The organism is Niveibacterium microcysteis (genome assembly GCF_017161445.1).
GTDB classification, from domain to species: Bacteria; Pseudomonadota; Gammaproteobacteria; order Burkholderiales; family Rhodocyclaceae; genus Niveibacterium; species Niveibacterium microcysteis.
Window position 1 is genome coordinate 2,480,976 of record NZ_CP071060.1, and the last position, 14,852, is coordinate 2,495,827.

The 14,852-nt window shown below is 63.0% G+C and carries 13 protein-coding genes; 6 read left to right on the forward strand and 7 right to left on the reverse strand.

Translation table 11 applies throughout. The features are described 5' to 3' along the window. The first annotated feature begins 6 nt into the window (after positions 1 to 6). From JY500_RS11170 to serB, 4 genes are all read left to right on the forward strand, one after another. Complete coding sequence (locus JY500_RS11170) at positions 7 to 1,338, forward strand: cyclic di-GMP phosphodiesterase (RefSeq protein WP_206252343.1); 1,332 nt, start codon at positions 7 to 9, stop codon at positions 1,336 to 1,338. 93 nt (positions 1,339 to 1,431) lie between these two features. After that, entirely contained in the window at positions 1,432 to 2,367 is a 936-nt protein-coding gene (locus tag JY500_RS11175) for an acyltransferase (protein ID WP_172200293.1), read from the forward strand. Positions 2,368 to 2,477: 110 nt separating this feature from the next. Further along, entirely contained in the window at positions 2,478 to 3,551 is a 1,074-nt protein-coding gene (locus tag JY500_RS11180) for a 3-deoxy-7-phosphoheptulonate synthase (RefSeq protein ID WP_206252345.1), read from the forward strand. Beyond that, positions 3,548 to 4,387 (forward strand): phosphoserine phosphatase SerB, encoded by an 840-nt coding sequence (serB, locus tag JY500_RS11185; protein ID WP_246479588.1) that lies wholly within the window; start codon positions 3,548 to 3,550, stop codon positions 4,385 to 4,387. Before JY500_RS11180 ends, serB begins: the two co-directional genes overlap by 4 nt. A gap of 56 nt (positions 4,388 to 4,443) precedes the next feature. Here the strand turns inward: serB and clpB are convergent, their stop codons facing one another. Beyond that, positions 4,444 to 7,026 carry an ATP-dependent chaperone ClpB gene (clpB, locus tag JY500_RS11190; RefSeq protein ID WP_206252347.1) on the reverse strand — a complete coding sequence of 861 codons (2,583 nt, stop codon included), beginning with the start codon at positions 7,024 to 7,026 and terminating at the stop codon, positions 4,444 to 4,446. Between the two features lie 169 nt (positions 7,027 to 7,195). Between clpB and JY500_RS11195 the strand changes: the two genes are divergently transcribed. Further along, positions 7,196 to 7,702 (forward strand): phasin family protein, encoded by a 507-nt coding sequence (locus JY500_RS11195; RefSeq protein ID WP_172200302.1) that lies wholly within the window; start codon positions 7,196 to 7,198, stop codon positions 7,700 to 7,702. Positions 7,703 to 7,719: 17 nt separating this feature from the next. Here the strand turns inward: JY500_RS11195 and JY500_RS11200 are convergent, their stop codons facing one another. The 6 genes from JY500_RS11200 to mobB form a co-directional block, all read right to left on the reverse strand. Next, complete coding sequence (locus JY500_RS11200) at positions 7,720 to 9,567, reverse strand: GGDEF domain-containing protein (RefSeq protein ID WP_206252361.1); 1,848 nt, start codon at positions 9,565 to 9,567, stop codon at positions 7,720 to 7,722. Further along, the gene (locus JY500_RS11205) at positions 9,558 to 11,387 is read right to left on the reverse strand and encodes a tetratricopeptide repeat-containing diguanylate cyclase (RefSeq protein WP_206252368.1); all 1,830 of its coding nucleotides are present in this window, start codon (positions 11,385 to 11,387) and stop codon (positions 9,558 to 9,560) included. The genes JY500_RS11200 and JY500_RS11205 overlap by 10 nt, the downstream gene beginning before the upstream one ends. 87 nt (positions 11,388 to 11,474) lie before the next feature. Continuing rightward, on the reverse strand, positions 11,475 to 11,924 hold the full coding sequence (gene moaE, locus JY500_RS11210) for a molybdopterin synthase catalytic subunit MoaE (protein WP_206252369.1): 450 nt from the start codon (positions 11,922 to 11,924) through the stop codon (positions 11,475 to 11,477). Between the two features lie 9 nt (positions 11,925 to 11,933). Continuing rightward, positions 11,934 to 12,188 carry a molybdopterin converting factor subunit 1 gene (gene moaD, locus JY500_RS11215; protein WP_206252371.1) on the reverse strand — a complete coding sequence of 85 codons (255 nt, stop codon included), beginning with the start codon at positions 12,186 to 12,188 and terminating at the stop codon, positions 11,934 to 11,936. A 3-nt stretch (positions 12,189 to 12,191) separates the two neighbouring features. Next, entirely contained in the window at positions 12,192 to 13,394 is a 1,203-nt protein-coding gene (locus tag JY500_RS11220; protein WP_246479589.1) for a molybdopterin molybdotransferase MoeA, read from the reverse strand. Beyond that, a complete protein-coding gene (gene mobB, locus JY500_RS11225) occupies positions 13,391 to 13,885 on the reverse strand; it encodes a molybdopterin-guanine dinucleotide biosynthesis protein B (RefSeq protein ID WP_206252373.1) in 495 nt (164 codons plus the stop codon). The genes JY500_RS11220 and mobB overlap by 4 nt, the downstream gene beginning before the upstream one ends. 151 nt (positions 13,886 to 14,036) lie before the next feature. Here mobB and JY500_RS11230 point away from each other — a divergent pair, with 151 nt between their 5' ends. After that, positions 14,037 to 14,810, forward strand: coding sequence for an enoyl-CoA hydratase (locus JY500_RS11230; protein ID WP_246479590.1), 774 nt, complete (start codon positions 14,037 to 14,039; stop codon positions 14,808 to 14,810). Positions 14,811 to 14,852 lie beyond the last annotated feature (42 nt).

Here is a 14,852-nt window from a genome sequence, read left to right on the forward strand (position 1 = left end):
GCCGTCATGTCGGGATCCACTGAAGCCCATTACATCCACCCTGACCAGTTGCGGATCGGGCTCTACATTCATCTCGACCTGTCGTGGATGGATCACCCGTTCTCGTTCTCGTCCTTCAAGATCCGCAACGACGGCCAGATCGCCCAGCTGCGCGCCCTGAAGCTTCCGCGTATCCGTTACTCACCGGAACGAAGCGATGCCGAGCCGGCACCGCTTCCGACTGCAACGCCAAGCCCAGAGGTGAGCACGGAAATGCCGGAGCCAGCAGTCGAAGCGGTAGCACCCGCCAGCACCGTAGAGGAAGACCCCGCAATTCAGGCCAAGCGCGATCGCGCTGCGCGCCTCAAGGCGAGGCGGGATCTGTTCGCGCGCTGCGAGCGCGATTTCATGCGCGCTACGCACACGGTCAAACTCGTCGCGCAGAACGTCATCAACAAGCCAGAGTGGGCGAAGGAAGAGACCACGGTGCTTGTCGGCTCGCTGGTCGACAAGCTCCTGGTCGATGGCGACATGGCCGTCAACCTGATGGCGGATCGAATTGGCGGCGAGGACGTCTACGTCCATTCGCTGAATGTGGCCGTGCTCTCGCTGATGCTCGCGCGTGAGCAAGGCATGGGGCGCGAAGAACTGGTTTCTCTCGGCCTTGGCGCGTTCTTTCACGACATCGGCAAGCTCGATGTGCCGCCCAAGGTGCTCCTCAAGCAGGAGCCGCTGACCCACGCGGAAAACCTGTTGCTGCGCGAACACGTAGTGTTCGGCAGCAAGATTGGCGCCCGGATCGGTTTGACGCCGGAGGTGCTCTCCGTCGTCGCGCAGCATCACGAACATGTCGATGGCAGCGGTTATCCGCGCGGCGTGACCGGCGAACGCATCACTCTGCTGGCGAAGGTCGTCGCGATCGCCAACACCTATGACAACCTCTGCAACCCGGCGAACCCGCAGCGGGCGATGACGCCTCACGAGGCGCTGGCGTTGATGTACGCGCAGTACCGGAATCGTTTTGAAGCCGCGCCGCTCAACACCTTCATCCGCTGTCTCGGCGTCTATCCGCCAGGCACGATCGTGGTGCTGAATAACGACGCCTTCGGCCTGGTCGTCTCGGTCAATTCCAGCCGACCGTTGAAACCCGATGTACTCGTCTACGACGCTGCAATTCCGAAGGATGACGCGATCATCCTGAGTCTGGAGCAGGAACCCGAAATCCAGATCGCACGCACGCTGCGCCCCGGGCAGTTGCCGAAGACAATTTTCGACTATCTGTCCCCACGCAAGCGGGTCGCATACTTCTTCGACACGCCCAAAGTGGCCGGCAGGGAAGAGTCCGTCAGCAACGCCTGAGCGGCTTCCGGAAACATTTTGTCGCGAACCGCACTGGCGGCGCTTGTGAGGTATCAACCCGGTCGGGCCTCGATGCCTTAAAATCCGTCGCCTATGACGCGACAACTCCAGCTCCCCTCACCCTCGCCTGTTCAACGCATCGTCGGTTTAGTCAAAGGCTGCATCACGAGCCTCATCGTTGCGTTGAATACCCTGATCGTATTCTCGGCAATGATTCCGTTCGCGCTGCTGAAGGCCGCGATCCGTACGGCCGGCGTACGTCGGTTTTCCGACCGCATTCTCAATGCGCTTGCGGCAACATGGGTGCGCATCAATGGTTGGTGGATCGGCGCTGCACAGCCGATACGCTGGGATGTCGAGGGCGTCGACACCCTGAATCCGCGCGGTTGGTATCTCGTCAGCAGCAACCATCAAAGCTGGGTCGACATCCTCGTCCTCCAGAAGATCTTCCAGGGCCGCATCCCTTTCCTGAAGTTCTTCTTGAAGCGCGAGCTGATCTATGTGCCGGTGATCGGGCTTGCATGGTGGGCACTCGACTTCCCGTTCATGCAGCGTAAAGGCGGCATGAGCCGTGGCAAGACGGACCTCGCGACAACCCGTAAAGCTTGCGAGCGCTTCCGCCTGATTCCGACCTCGGTGATGAACTTCCTTGAGGGCACGCGATTTACGCGCGAGAAGCACCGCACCCAACGCTCCACCTTCAAGCACCTGCTCAAGCCCCGCGTGGGCGGTATCGCGACCGCACTGGGAACGATGGGCGACATCTTCGACGCCCTGCTCGACGTAACCATCGTGTATCCGCAAGGCGTGCCGACCTTTTGGGACATCTTGTCGGGGCGTGTGCGTGAAGTGATCGTGCGGGTCCGGCCGATAGAGATCCCGCGCGACCTACTCGATGGCGACTACGAACGCGACGCCGCCTACCGCGCCCGTATCCAGGCCTGGATCGTTGAAATGTGGACGCACAAGGATCAGCAGATTGACGAACTGTTGACCAAGTTTGCGCCGGCCGCCCAAGCGCGGGCCTGAGTTTTTGACCTGAACCGCCTGCGAATCGCGTGGGCGGGCCCTCCGGCGCGGGAGGTACGGCGCCGGATCGCGTAAAATCTCGCCTCCGCAGTTTTTAGCAGGAGAGCGAGATGATCGCCCAAACCGAAAACCTCAATGTGCTCGGCCTCGATCCGATGCCGTCGCCGGCTGAAATCAAGGCGTGCGTCCCGCTTACCGAAGCTGCCGCTGCAACCGTTGTGCAAGGCCGTACCGTGCTCGGCCGTATCCTCGACCGCGAGGATCCGCGCCTGATCGTCGTCGTTGGCCCGTGCTCGATCCATGATCCGGTTGCCGGCCTTGACTACGCCAAGCGCCTGAAAGCGCTCGCCGACGAGGTTTCGGACACGCTCTACATCGTGATGCGGGTGTACTTCGAAAAGCCGCGCACCACCACGGGCTGGAAGGGGTTCATCAACGACCCGCATCTGGACGACTCTTTCCGGATCGTCGAGGGCATGGAGCGAGGCCGTCGCTTCCTGCGCGATGTGGCCGAGATCGGCCTGCCGGCTGCGACTGAAGCGCTCGACCCGATCGCGCCCCAGTACTACGGCGACCTGGTGAGCTGGACGGCCATCGGCGCGCGCACCTCCGAATCCCAGACGCACCGCGAGATGGCCTCCGGCCTGTCGACACCCGTCGGGTTCAAGAACGGTACCGACGGCTCGCTGGATGCTGCAATCAACGGCATCCTCTCTGCCGCCGCTGCACACAGTTTCCTTGGCATGAACGATCGCGGCGAAGCCTCGATCATCCGTACCGGTGGCAACAAATACGGCCATGTGGTGTTGCGTGGTGGCGGTGGTCGGCCGAACTACGACAGCGTCTCGGTGAAGCTTGCCGAGCAAGCTCTTGCCAAGAGTGGCCTGCGGCAGAACCTGATGGTGGACTGCTCGCACGCGAATTCCTGGAAGAAGCCCGAATACCAGCCGCTCGTGTTGCGCGACGTGGTGCATCAGATCCGCGAAGGCAACAGTTCGATCATCGGCGTGATGATCGAGAGCTTCATCGAAGCGGGCAACCAGCCGATCCCGAAGGATTTGTCCGAGCTCCGCTACGGTTGCTCGGTCACCGATGCCTGTGTCAGTTGGGAGACCACCGAAGAGATGCTGCGCCACGCCCATGAGGTGCTGGCACCGGTCATCGCTGCACGAGGTCGCGGGTGAGCAATATCCTGATCGTGCAGGGGGCGGATGTCCCAACCCCTGCCCTGAAGTCGATTGCCCGCCTCACCGGCGCATCGGCGATCGAGCAGATTCAGCCGAACGCATTTCGCCTCGTTGGCGCCACAGCTCATGCCGAACTGGCCGAACAGTGCGCTGCTGCCGAGCTGGATTTCGGTTGGATCCCCGCGGACCGGAGACTCAGTCAGTTCGGCCTCTTCGTCACCGACATGGATTCGACGCTGATCACGATCGAGTGCATCGACGAAATCGCGGACATGATCGGGGTGAAGCCTCGGGTTTCCGAGATCACTGAAGCCGCGATGCGCGGCGAACTGGATTTCTCCGAGTCGCTCACCCGCCGCGTCGCCTTGCTCGCGGGGCTCGAAGTGAGCGCGCTCGATCGGGTGTATGCGGAACGTCTGGCGCTGAACCCAGGCGCCGAGCAGCTGATGCGACGGCTCAAGGCCGCGGGACTGCGCACGGTGCTGGTATCGGGCGGCTTCACGTTCTTTACCGATCGGCTGAAAGAGCGCCTGGGTTTCGACCACACCTTCGCGAATCAGCTCGAAGAGCGCGACGGCAAGCTCACTGGACGCGTCAGCGGCGCGATTGTCGACGCGAGCACCAAGCGTAACGCGCTCGAGACCCTGCGCGACCAATATGGCATCGCGCCAACGGCAACCATTGCGGCAGGCGACGGCGCAAACGATCTGGAAATGTTCAGCGCCGCCGGATTGTCCTTCGCTTTCCGGGCCAAGCCGGTGGTGCGCGCCAGTGCCAGCTATGCGCTGGACTTCAGCGGTCTCGACGGCATCCTGCCCTTGCTGGGCGCCTGAAACCAAAGAAAAGGCCCGGAGGATTCCGGGCCTTTTTTGTCACTTACGCGATTGGCTCAACTCGGCTTTCGGAAGGTGATACGGCCGCCCTCCGCGTCGACGACCACGGTGTCTTTCGCACCGAAACGGCCCTCGAGGATGAGTTTGGCGAGCGGATTCTCGATGTGCTCCTGAATCGCCCGCTTGAGCGGCCGCGCGCCGAACACCGGGTCAAACCCCGCCTTCGCCACTTCGTCCAAGGCCGCGTCGGAAGCAGTGAGGCCAATTTCCAGCCGCGCAAGGCGCTTCTCCAGATACGCCAGTTGGATCTTGGCGATCGAACGGATGTGCGCATCGGCCAGTGCGTGGAAGACCACCACTTCATCGATCCGGTTGATGAACTCCGGCCGGAAGTAGGTTTTCACCTCCTGCATCACCGCGTCCTTCACCGCCTCGTAGGTCTGCCCCGCCATCGCCTGGATCATCTGGCTGCCGAGGTTTGAGGTCATCACGATCACGGTGTTCTTGAAGTCGACCGTGCGACCTTGCCCGTCGGTCATACGGCCGTCGTCCAGCACCTGCAGCAGCACGTTGAAGACGTCCGGATGAGCCTTCTCCACCTCGTCGAACAAAATGACGGAGTACGGCTTGCGGCGCACCTGTTCGGTCAGGTAGCCGCCCTCCTCGTAGCCAACGTATCCGGGCGGTGCGCCGATCAGGCGGGCGACGGAGTGCTTCTCCATGAACTCACTCATGTCGATGCGAATCAGGTGCTCTTCGCTGTCGAACAGGAAACCTGCCAGCGTCTTGCACAGCTCGGTCTTGCCGACGCCGGTCGGGCCGAGGAAGAGGAAGGAACCGTAGGGACGATTTTCTTCCGACAAACCCGCACGAGAGCGACGGATCGCATCCGATACCCGCTGCACGGCTTCATCCTGGCCGATCACACGCTCGTGCAGCTTCTCTTCCATCTTCAGCAGCTTCTCGCGCTCGCCCTGCATCATTTTGCTAACCGGAATGCCGGTTGCGCGTGACACCACTTCGGCAATTTCCTCTGCGCCAACCTGGGTGCGCAGCAGTTTGTTGGGCTTGGCATCGCCCTCCTTGCCTTCTGCAGCCTTGAGCTGCGCCTCGAGCTTCGGCAGTTCGCCGTACTGAAGCTCGCTCATCTTCTGCCAATCGCCCTTGCGCTTCGCGTCGTCCATCTGCACGCGCAGCTTGTCGATGGCTTCCTTGATGTGCTGGCTGCCAGCCACCTGCGCTTTTTCGGCCTTCCAGATCTCGTCGAGGTCCGCGTACTCCTTCTCCAGCCGAGTGATCTCCTCTTCGATGAGGCCCAGCCGGCGTTGCGAGGCTTCATCCTTCTCCTTCTTCATCGCCTCGCGTTCGATCTTCAGCTGGATCAGGCGGCGGTCGAGCTTGTCCATCGCCTCCGGCTTGGAATCGATCTCCATCTTGATCCGTGCTGCGGCTTCGTCGATCAGGTCGATCGCCTTGTCCGGCAGGAAGCGGTCCGTGATGTAGCGGTGGCTCAGCTCCGCGGCCGCGACGATCGCAGGGTCGGTGATGTCGACACCGTGGTGCAGTTCGTACTTCTCCTGCAGACCACGCAGGATCGCAATGGTGGACTCCACCGTCGGCTCGTCGACCAACACCTTCTGGAAGCGCCGCTCCAGCGCGGCATCCTTCTCGATGTACTTGCGGTACTCATCCAGCGTGGTGGCGCCAATGCAGTGCAGTTCGCCACGCGCCAAGGCGGGCTTCAGCATATTGCCGGCGTCGATGGCACCCTCAGCCTTCCCGGCGCCAACCATCGTATGGATCTCGTCGATGAAGACGATGATGCGGCCCTCTTCCTTCGCGATATCGTTGAGCACCGCCTTGAGGCGCTCTTCAAACTCACCGCGGTATTTGGCGCCCGCCAGCAGCGCAGCCATGTCAAGCGACAGCACCCGCTTGCCCTTGAGGGTTTCGGGCACTTCGTCGTTCACGATGCGTTGCGCAAGGCCTTCCACGATTGCCGTCTTGCCCACGCCGGGCTCGCCGATCAGCACCGGGTTGTTCTTCGTGCGCCGCTGCAGGATCTGGATCGCGCGGCGGATCTCGTCGTCGCGGCCGATCACCGGGTCGAGCTTGCCACTGCGCGCCCGCTCGGTCAGGTCGAGGCAGTACTTCTTAAGCGATTCGCGCTGTGCCTCGGCATCCGCACTGCCCACACTGGCGCCGCCGCGCACCGCCTCGATCGCGGTCTCAAGCGCCTTGCGCTGTAGACCGTGCTCCTTGGCCAGACGCCCCGCTTCACCCTTATCCTCGGTGAGCGCAAGCAGGAACATTTCACTGGCGATGAACTGATCGCCGCGCTTCTGCGCCTCCTTGTCGGTGAGATTCAGCAGGTTGCCCAGATCGCGGCCGATCTGCACTTCGCCGCCAGCCCCTTGCTGTTTGGCGATACGGTCAAGCGATTGCTCCAGCGCACGCTTGAGCGGTGGCACGTTGGTGCCGGCACGCTGCAGCAGCGAAACCGTGCTGCCGTCGTCCTGATTGAGCAACGCCAGCAACAGGTGTTGCGGCTCGATGGTCGGATTGTCGTTACCCACTGCGATGCTCTGTGCATCGGCAAGGGCGGACTGGAATTTGGTCGTCAGCTTGTCGAAACGCATGGTGGCATTCCTCCCTGTTTCATTGAAGCGAACAATGGGGGGGCTTGCCGACATTTCAACCACCGCAATTCATCGCTTGACGACTATCAACCGGCCGCCGCCAGATTTTGCAGTGCAGCAATCAAACTGCTATGGTTAAAGAGTGACGCCAACCAAACGGGGAGACACCATGAGCAACAAGACAGACGCAGGTATGCAGGCAGTCCATCAACGCAACCTCGAACTCGCGGCCAAGATGGCGCAAATGTCGTTCGAGAATGCCCGCAAGATCATCGAGTTGCAGGTCAACCTCGCACGTGAGCTGTTCGAAGACGGCCTTGCCAACGCAAAGGATGCCACCAGCGTCACCGACCCTGCCGAAGCGCTTCAGGTGCGTTCGCGCCTGGCACAGAAAACGGCGGAACGGATGCTTGGCGTAACGCGCGAGATCGCTGGCATGACGGCCAACGCACAAGCCGAATTCGGCAAGATTGTCGGACAGCAACTGACCGGCGGCACCGATCTCGGCGAAGCAATGCAGCAAGCCTTCAAGGGATCCGGCTTCAACCCGGCCGATGCGATGGCGGTTGCGCAAAACGCCTTCGACGCCGCTCGGGGCATGTACGAACAGATCGCCAAAGTGTCGATGGATGCCCTCTCGGCAACGACCCAGGCCGCCACCCGCAAGGCCAAGTGACCGAAAACCGGCCTGGATCAGGCCGGCTCGCCGGGTCTGTCTAGGCTCGGTTCGCTCTGATAAACGCGCCGCTTGCCGGCGCGTTTTGCTCTCAGCAGGGCTGCATCAGCAAGCGCCAGAACAGTTTCGGCGTCGGCTGAATGGGCCGGATAAGCAGCAATACCCGCCGAGTAGCTCAGCCCCAGGATCTGTTCGCCGCCAGCCGCTTCGAAAGACAGCTCGGAAAACGCTTCGAGAATGTCCCGGATCCGCACCGCGGCCGCCTCCGCATCAAGCCCGGTCAGCAACACACAGAACTCCTCGCCGCCAAAGCGGCAGCAGTAGTCCGTGCCTCGCGTGTTTTCGCGCAGCAGCATGGCCAGGCGGCGCAGCACTTCGTCCCCAACGGCGTGCCCATGCAAGTCATTCACACGCTTGAAGGTATCGAGGTCGATCAGGGCGACCGCGACTGGGTGGCCCTCGCGCGATGCACGTTCAATCTCACGTGGCAAAACCTCGGCGAGAAAGCGTCGGTTGTACAAGCCGGTCAGCGGATCGGTAATCACCTGTTCCTGCAGCGCAGCCTGGAGCGCCTGGATCTCATCGAGCCGCTGCGAAAGGCTGTGGTTGAGCGCCTGAACGGTGGCATGGGCACTTTCGGCCGCTTCACGCTTGCGGCGCTCGAAATCACGTTCAACCTGGTTGCGGTAAAGCTCATAGCGCGCCTGCAAGGACAAGCGCTCAGCGTTCGCGGCGACTTTCTGCAACGCGACGTATCGATCGCGATGACGCCGCTCGTACTCGTAGGCTGCATCCCACTCCTCGCGATCCGCAAACAGCGAGGCGGCCTCAGAGAAGAGATGCAGCGCATGCGTGTGAGTCAGGAACGCGGGCGGATCGGCCTCCGCCCGGCGCAGTTCGGCGAGCGCTTCATCCAGCCGCCCCTCCGCGCGCAACAGCGCGAGGTTAGAGAGGCGTGTCTGTGGCAGAAGCTGCCCAGGCGCCGCGGTATCGATCGTCGCAATCACCGCATCGAGCCAACTACGGGATTCGTCGAGGCGGCCCAGCGCACGCAACGCGTCCGCCATCATCAGCTGGTAATGCAAGCGGTCGTTGCCGGCGTCGCTCAGGTCGATCAGCGGTGTCAGCGTATCGAGCGCACGCTGCGGGGCACCGAGCTCAATCGCTGCGGAGGCGACGTTGCTCGCGACCAGGTAGTAGCGCTCCTGCATCGCGAGTTGTTGCGCCGCAGCCCACGCCTCGGACAGCAGTGCGTCGGCGCTTCGCAAGTTGCCAAAACGCAAATGCGTGACGCCCAGATTCATCAATGCGAACACAAGTTCCGGCGCAGGCTCGGCCCTTCGTAGCGTTTCAATGCTGCCGTAGCGCAGGCGGAATCCATCCTCCTCCTGCCCTTTTCGGACCAGCAAGCCACCGAGCGTGGACTGCGCCCATGCCTGATCCTGCAATGCGGCCGTCTGGCCACAACCATCAATCCATGCGCGCATGGCTGGTTCGGCCGCGGCATCGTCTGCCATCAGCAGGTCACGCGCCACATGCAGCCGCGCCAGCGACAACCACGCGGAATCACCCGCCGCTTCAAAGACGCCTGCGAGGCTCTGCGCATAGGCTGTCTGCTGCCGCACGGCCTGCCGATCAAACTGCTCCAGCGCAAGCAGCACGAGGTCGATTCGCGCGGTGTCTACCGCCGCCCCCCTCCGCACAGTGCGCTCGCGAATCGGCAAGGCCAGCCGCCTGACTGTCTGCGGCCATCCGAGTCGCGCACGCCAGAGGTGTTCTGCAATCGTGCGCCAGTCGCCTTCGATCGAGGCGACCTGTTCAAGACCTCGCGGCAAAGGCGGTTGCATACGGTCCATCAGTCGCATCGCAGCCTTTCCGCAGCGATCGCAATGCGGTTGCGGCCACTCTGCTTGGCGCTGTACAAGGCCTCGTCTGCAGCCGCAATCCAGCGTTCCACCGCGCGGGGGTGCTGATGGATCCAGTCGCTCAGCGCCGCGACGCCGCCCGAGAAACTGACGCGCAGCTCGCTGCCCAATTGCGGCAAGGGTGATCGCGCGCTGAATGCGAGCCGAAGTCCATCGACCAGACGCGCCGCGGCAAGCGCATCGCAGTCCGGCAGCACCACGCAGAACTCCTCGCCGCCAAACCGCGCGACAACGAGTCCATCAACCGCCAGGGTGCTCAGGGCCGCAGCCAGGGCGCACAGCACCATGTCGCCATGGCCGTGGCCAAGTTGATCGTTGATCTGCTTGAAGTGATCCGCATCGACCAGGCACAGGCTCAGTGGGCGGCCCTCCCGAACACACCGGGCAATTTCGGTCGGCAGGAGCTCTTGCAGAAAGCGACGGTTGTACACGCCCGTTAGCGGATCGCGGATCGCCTGCTCGCGCAGTTCGCCTTGCAGGCGTTCAATCTCTTGCACGCGCGCCGCCAATGCCGCGTTCAGCGCTTCAATTTCGAGCCGCGCTCGCTCGGCTTCTTCGCGGCGGCGTACCTCAAAGTCGCGGTCAACGATCGTCTTGCGCACTTCGTAACGCGTATGCAGCGAGATGAAATCGGCGCGCTGGAACTCGCGATCCATCTCGATCGAGTACATGTGATGCTGGCGGGCGTAGCGGAATGCGGAACGATCGTCGCCACAGCAATGCATGATCTCGGAGGCTTCAAGCAGCAGCTGCAGTTCGTAGATCGGATCGTCGATATGCATCGGATCCGCTTCGGCTTGCAGCAGTGCATTGCGCGCTTCATCGAGTCGCTCCTCGCGGCGCAGCAAGCGCATGTCGGCAATGCGCAGGTACAGCACGTTCTGCAGATCCAGCGCACTCGCGCCCAATTCGGCCACTTCGGTGAGGCACGCACGCGCGCCATCAAGCTGGCCGATGGCTGACTTTGCCTCAGCCCGCACGATCTGGAAGAAGGCGTATTCGCGCAGGTCGTAGTCGCGCTCGACACGCGGCGCGAGCGCCTCCATGAAGCGCGATGCTTCGTCTGCGCGCCCGAGCTGGATCAGGTTGTAGGCCAGGTTGCCAGCGCAGATGTTGGTCATACCGAGCAGCGACTGCTCCTCGACCAGACTCAGGGCGTCGCGCAGATGCGGCTCCGCCGCAGCGAAATTGCCGAAGCGCACGTACATCACACCGACGTTGAGCATCACCATGGCCAGCACGGCCGTAGGCGGAACGCCATTCAACAGCTCAAGCGCCTCGTACCACGCGGTCACGGCTTCGACATGACGCCCTTCGTCGACCTCGATGGCGCCGCAGGAATTGAGTAGCCGCCCAAGGTCGGCCGCGTCCAGCAGCTCGCGCGCACCGGGTAGCGATTCACGGATCAGTGCCAACGCGTCGGCGCGGCGTTCGAGGTCGGCCAGCGCGTTGGCTTCCGTCACCACGCAGCGTAGCGCGTTACGCAGATCTCCTTGAGCCGCCAACTTTCCCCGGATGCGTTGCGCCTCGACGACGACCGCCTGCGGGTCATGCGCCATGCGGGCGCGGATCGTCAGCAGCAGAAGTTCTGCGAGTAGCAGGCTGTGCGAATCACCTGCCATGCGGCTGGCGCGCTCAAGCCCAAGCGCAAGGTCGTGGGCCTCTTGGGGTTCGCGCAGCAGCAAACCCCATACGCGCTCGAACTGTGTCTGGAGATCGGCCCAGCGGTGTGTCGAGTTTGAAGAGGCCGCTGAGGTCACGTGATGGTTACGGACTGATCGAAGAGCCCCAGTTTACGGCAAACCCGTGCAAGCCTGAAGAGCTCCTGATCGCTCGTTGAAGCTTGATCAGGGCTTTTCCCAGCGCGCGGCCGACTCATCGTCGGCTTCACGTGCGTCCACCCACCGTGCGCCGTCGGGCGTTTCTTCCTTCTTCCAGAAGGGCGCGCGTGTCTTCAGGTAATCCATGATGAACGCACATGCGGCGAAGGCCTCATGGCGATGCGAGGCGGTGACGCCGACGAACACGATCCGCTCGCCCGGCAAGAGCCGGCCGATCCGGTGGATGATCCGGACTTCACCCAGTTTCCAGCGGCTGCGCGCCTCGGTTTCAATCGCCGTCAGTGCACGCTCGGTCATGCCCGGATAGTGCTCAAGCGTCATCGCAAGCACGCCGTCGGAGGCACCACGCACCAGGCCAACAAAACTGGCCAGTGCGCCGCAATCGGACCGGCCCGATGTGAGCGCCGACGACTCGATGCCGACGTCAAAATCCTGTGTTTGAACCGAAACGCTCATGTCGCGAACTCAGCCACCGGTTACCGGCGGGAAGAAAGCCACTTCGTCCCCGTCCCGCAACGGATGGGCAGCATCCACCATGTCCTGGTTGACCGCCGCCCGCACTGCCCGGCCCGGTGCCAGGGCAAGCCAGTCACCTCCCCGCGCGGCAAGCGACTCGCGCAAGGCCCCGACGTTTGCGACTGATGGCGATAGCTCGCAGCTCAGTGACGTCATGCCAACGGCCTCACGCAACGACGCAAAGAAGAGAACCTGGACTGCCATGATCTAGTTAGCCTCCCGCAGGCTGATATAGGGCAAAAGCTCTCCGGCGGCAAAGGTGCGACCCGGCGCGACATCCAGCAGACCATCGGCCCAAGCGCAGGAACTCAGAACGCCGGAGCCCTGGCGCGGGTGCAGCACGGCTCGCCCGTCGGCATCCAATTGCACGCGCACGAATTCGCGCCGGCTCTCTGCACGTAGCCAATCGAATGTAGTCGGCACCTCACGGCGCACTGGACCGACATCACGCAGACCCATACGACGGCACAAGAATGGCTGAACCAACATCACGAAAGTCACAAAGGCGGACACCGGATTGCCGGGCAGCCCAATGAAGTCGGCCTCGCCAACGCGACCAAATGCGAGCGGCTTGCCCGGCTTGATCGCGATTTTCCAAAGGGACAGCGCGCCTTCTGCCTCGACTGCCGCCTTCACATGATCCTCTTCGCCAACCGACACGCCGCCGCAGGTCAGCACCACGTCGTGCGCGGCCGCGGCGCGGCGCAGCGCGTCGCGGGTTGCGGTCAGGTCGTCGCGCACGATGCCCAGGTCGGTGACTTCGCAGCCGAGCATGGCGAGCAGACTGCGCACCATGTAGCGGTTGGAGTTGAAGATTGCGCCGGGCCCAAGTGCTTCGCCGGGCTCGCGCAGTTCATCGCCAGTGAAGAACACCGCGACGCGAAGGCGGCGCAGCACGTTCAGCTGAGGCACCCCGATCGACGCCGCAAGTCCAATCCGCGCGGCATTGAGTCGCACCCCCGCACTCAGTACGGACGCACCGACCTCAATATCCTCGCCGCGCCGTCGTATGTTCTGCCCCAGGCGTGGCAGTTCATCGATAGCCACACCGTCGGTATCGGCATGGCAACGCTCCTGCATCACAACGGCATCCGCCCCGGAGGGAATGGGCGCCCCCGTGAAGATCCGCGCCGCGCTGCCGGCGGCCAGAGGCGCCGGGCTCGCGCCGGCCGGGACACGCTGGCTCACCGGCAGGCGAACGCCCGGCTGCGTGACATCGACACAGCGCACGGCGTAGCCATCCATGGCGGAGTTGTCGTGCGGTGGCACCGCAATGCTGGACACCAGATCGCTGGCAAGCACGCGGCCGGTTGCATCCAGCAGGCCGACCGACTCGTGCTCGGGCACCGGGCGCGCCGATGCCAACAACTGGCCCAGCGCTTCTTCGAAGGTCAACAAAGGCGCCTTCATGCGAGATCGACCGATTTGAGAATGAACATGGCGATTTGACCCGGATCGTTGAGATCAAGTTGCGGCAACTGCACGTCGAGCGGGGTATCCGACGCAATCGCCACGATGTTCGGAAATTTGTCGTGCAGCAAGGGGTGACCCGCAGCCGGGCGATGGATCTCGATCTTCGGAATCGGCGTGGTACGAAAGCCTTCCACAAGAACGAGATCGACGGCAGCAAGCCGAGCCAACTGGTCGTCCAGCGTGGGTTCCGGTTCGTCGCGCAGTTCGTGCATCAGCGCCCAGCGCTGCCCACCGGCAAGCAGCACCTCGGTGGCGCCTGCTTCGCGAAAGCGGAACGAGTCCTTGCCCGGCTTATCGATATCAAAACCGTGGTGGGTGTGCTTGATCAGGGAAACCCGCAGGCCGCGCGCGCGCAGCAAAGGGATCAGGCGCTCGATCAGTGTTGTCTTGCCGGAGCCAGAGTAGCCGGCGAATCCGAATACCTTCATGGGAACAATCGAGCACGAAAAGCAGCAAGGATCGCAGAAGCGCCTTCGGCTGCCAACGGTGCGCATCAAGGCAAAAGCCAAAGCAGCTTGGCGTACCCGGCCCTTTCAAGATACCGTACCGTATGGACAAAGGGACGATGGAGAGGCAGTCGTGTCACACAACCCACTGATTGCGACCGAGACGCTGGAGCGCGTGCGGATCATCCGGTTCAACCGGCCGGAGAAGAAGAATGCGCTGACCGCAGAGATGTATGAGGCCCTGATCACCGCGTTCCAGGACGCCGAGGCGGACGCCAATATCCGCGCGATGCTGATCACCGGTAGCGAGCATGCCTTCAGCGCCGGCAACGACATCGTCGACTTTCTCGCCAATCCGCCATCGGACGACCAGGCGCCCGTGATGCGCTTGCTCAGCCTGCTTACCGAGTTGCGCAAGCCCTTGGTCGCCGCCGTATGCGGGCCGGCAGTCGGTATCGGCACAACCTTGCTGCTGCACTGCGACCTGGTCGCTTGTGGCGAGCAGACGAGCTTCGCGATGCCCTTCGTCAACCTCGGCCTGTGCGCCGAGGGCGGCTCCAGCCTGTTGCTTGCCCAGCGCGTAGGGCAAGCCCGCGCGAATGAATGGCTGCTGCTGGGCGAACCGGTCAGCGCGGAGCGCGCGGCGGCAGCGGGCCTCGTCAATCTCGTACTGCCAAATGCAGATGTGTTCGCGCAGGCGCTCGACTGGGCGAAGCGCCTCGCGAGCAAACCGCCACGGGCCCTGCAAGGCACACGGGCCCTGATTCGCAGCGCGGCGGCCGATGCAGCGCGGCGAGCAATCGCAGCCGAGGGCGCGATGTTCCGCGAACTCCTGCAGTCGAACGAGGCCAAGGAAGCCTTTGCGGCATTCGTCGAGAAACGTAAGCCGGACTTCAGCCGCTTTTGATTGCTTGAGGGCTTGACTCCGGGTGGTCAGCCCCGATACTCG

Bases quoted from the DNA above. Each gene is read 5' to 3' on its own strand.
- JY500_RS11175 (WP_172200293.1), top strand. From the start codon at position 1,432: ATGACGCGACAACTCCAGCTCCCCTCACCCTCGCCTGTTCAACGCATC.
- moaE (WP_206252369.1), bottom strand. From the start codon at position 11,924: ATGAGCGTTTCGGTTCAAACACAGGATTTTGACGTCGGCATCGAGTCG.
- JY500_RS11220 (WP_246479589.1), bottom strand. From the start codon at position 13,394: ATGAAGGCGCCTTTGTTGACCTTCGAAGAAGCGCTGGGCCAGTTGTTG.
- clpB (WP_206252347.1), bottom strand. From the start codon at position 7,026: ATGCGTTTCGACAAGCTGACGACCAAATTCCAGTCCGCCCTTGCCGAT.
- moaD (WP_206252371.1), bottom strand. From the start codon at position 12,188: ATGGCAGTCCAGGTTCTCTTCTTTGCGTCGTTGCGTGAGGCCGTTGGC.
- JY500_RS11180 (WP_206252345.1), top strand. From the start codon at position 2,478: ATGATCGCCCAAACCGAAAACCTCAATGTGCTCGGCCTCGATCCGATG.
- mobB (WP_206252373.1), bottom strand. From the start codon at position 13,885: ATGAAGGTATTCGGATTCGCCGGCTACTCTGGCTCCGGCAAGACAACA.
- JY500_RS11200 (WP_206252361.1), bottom strand. From the start codon at position 9,567: ATGCGACTGATGGACCGTATGCAACCGCCTTTGCCGCGAGGTCTTGAA.
- JY500_RS11170 (WP_206252343.1), top strand. From the start codon at position 7: ATGTCGGGATCCACTGAAGCCCATTACATCCACCCTGACCAGTTGCGG.
- JY500_RS11195 (WP_172200302.1), top strand. From the start codon at position 7,196: ATGAGCAACAAGACAGACGCAGGTATGCAGGCAGTCCATCAACGCAAC.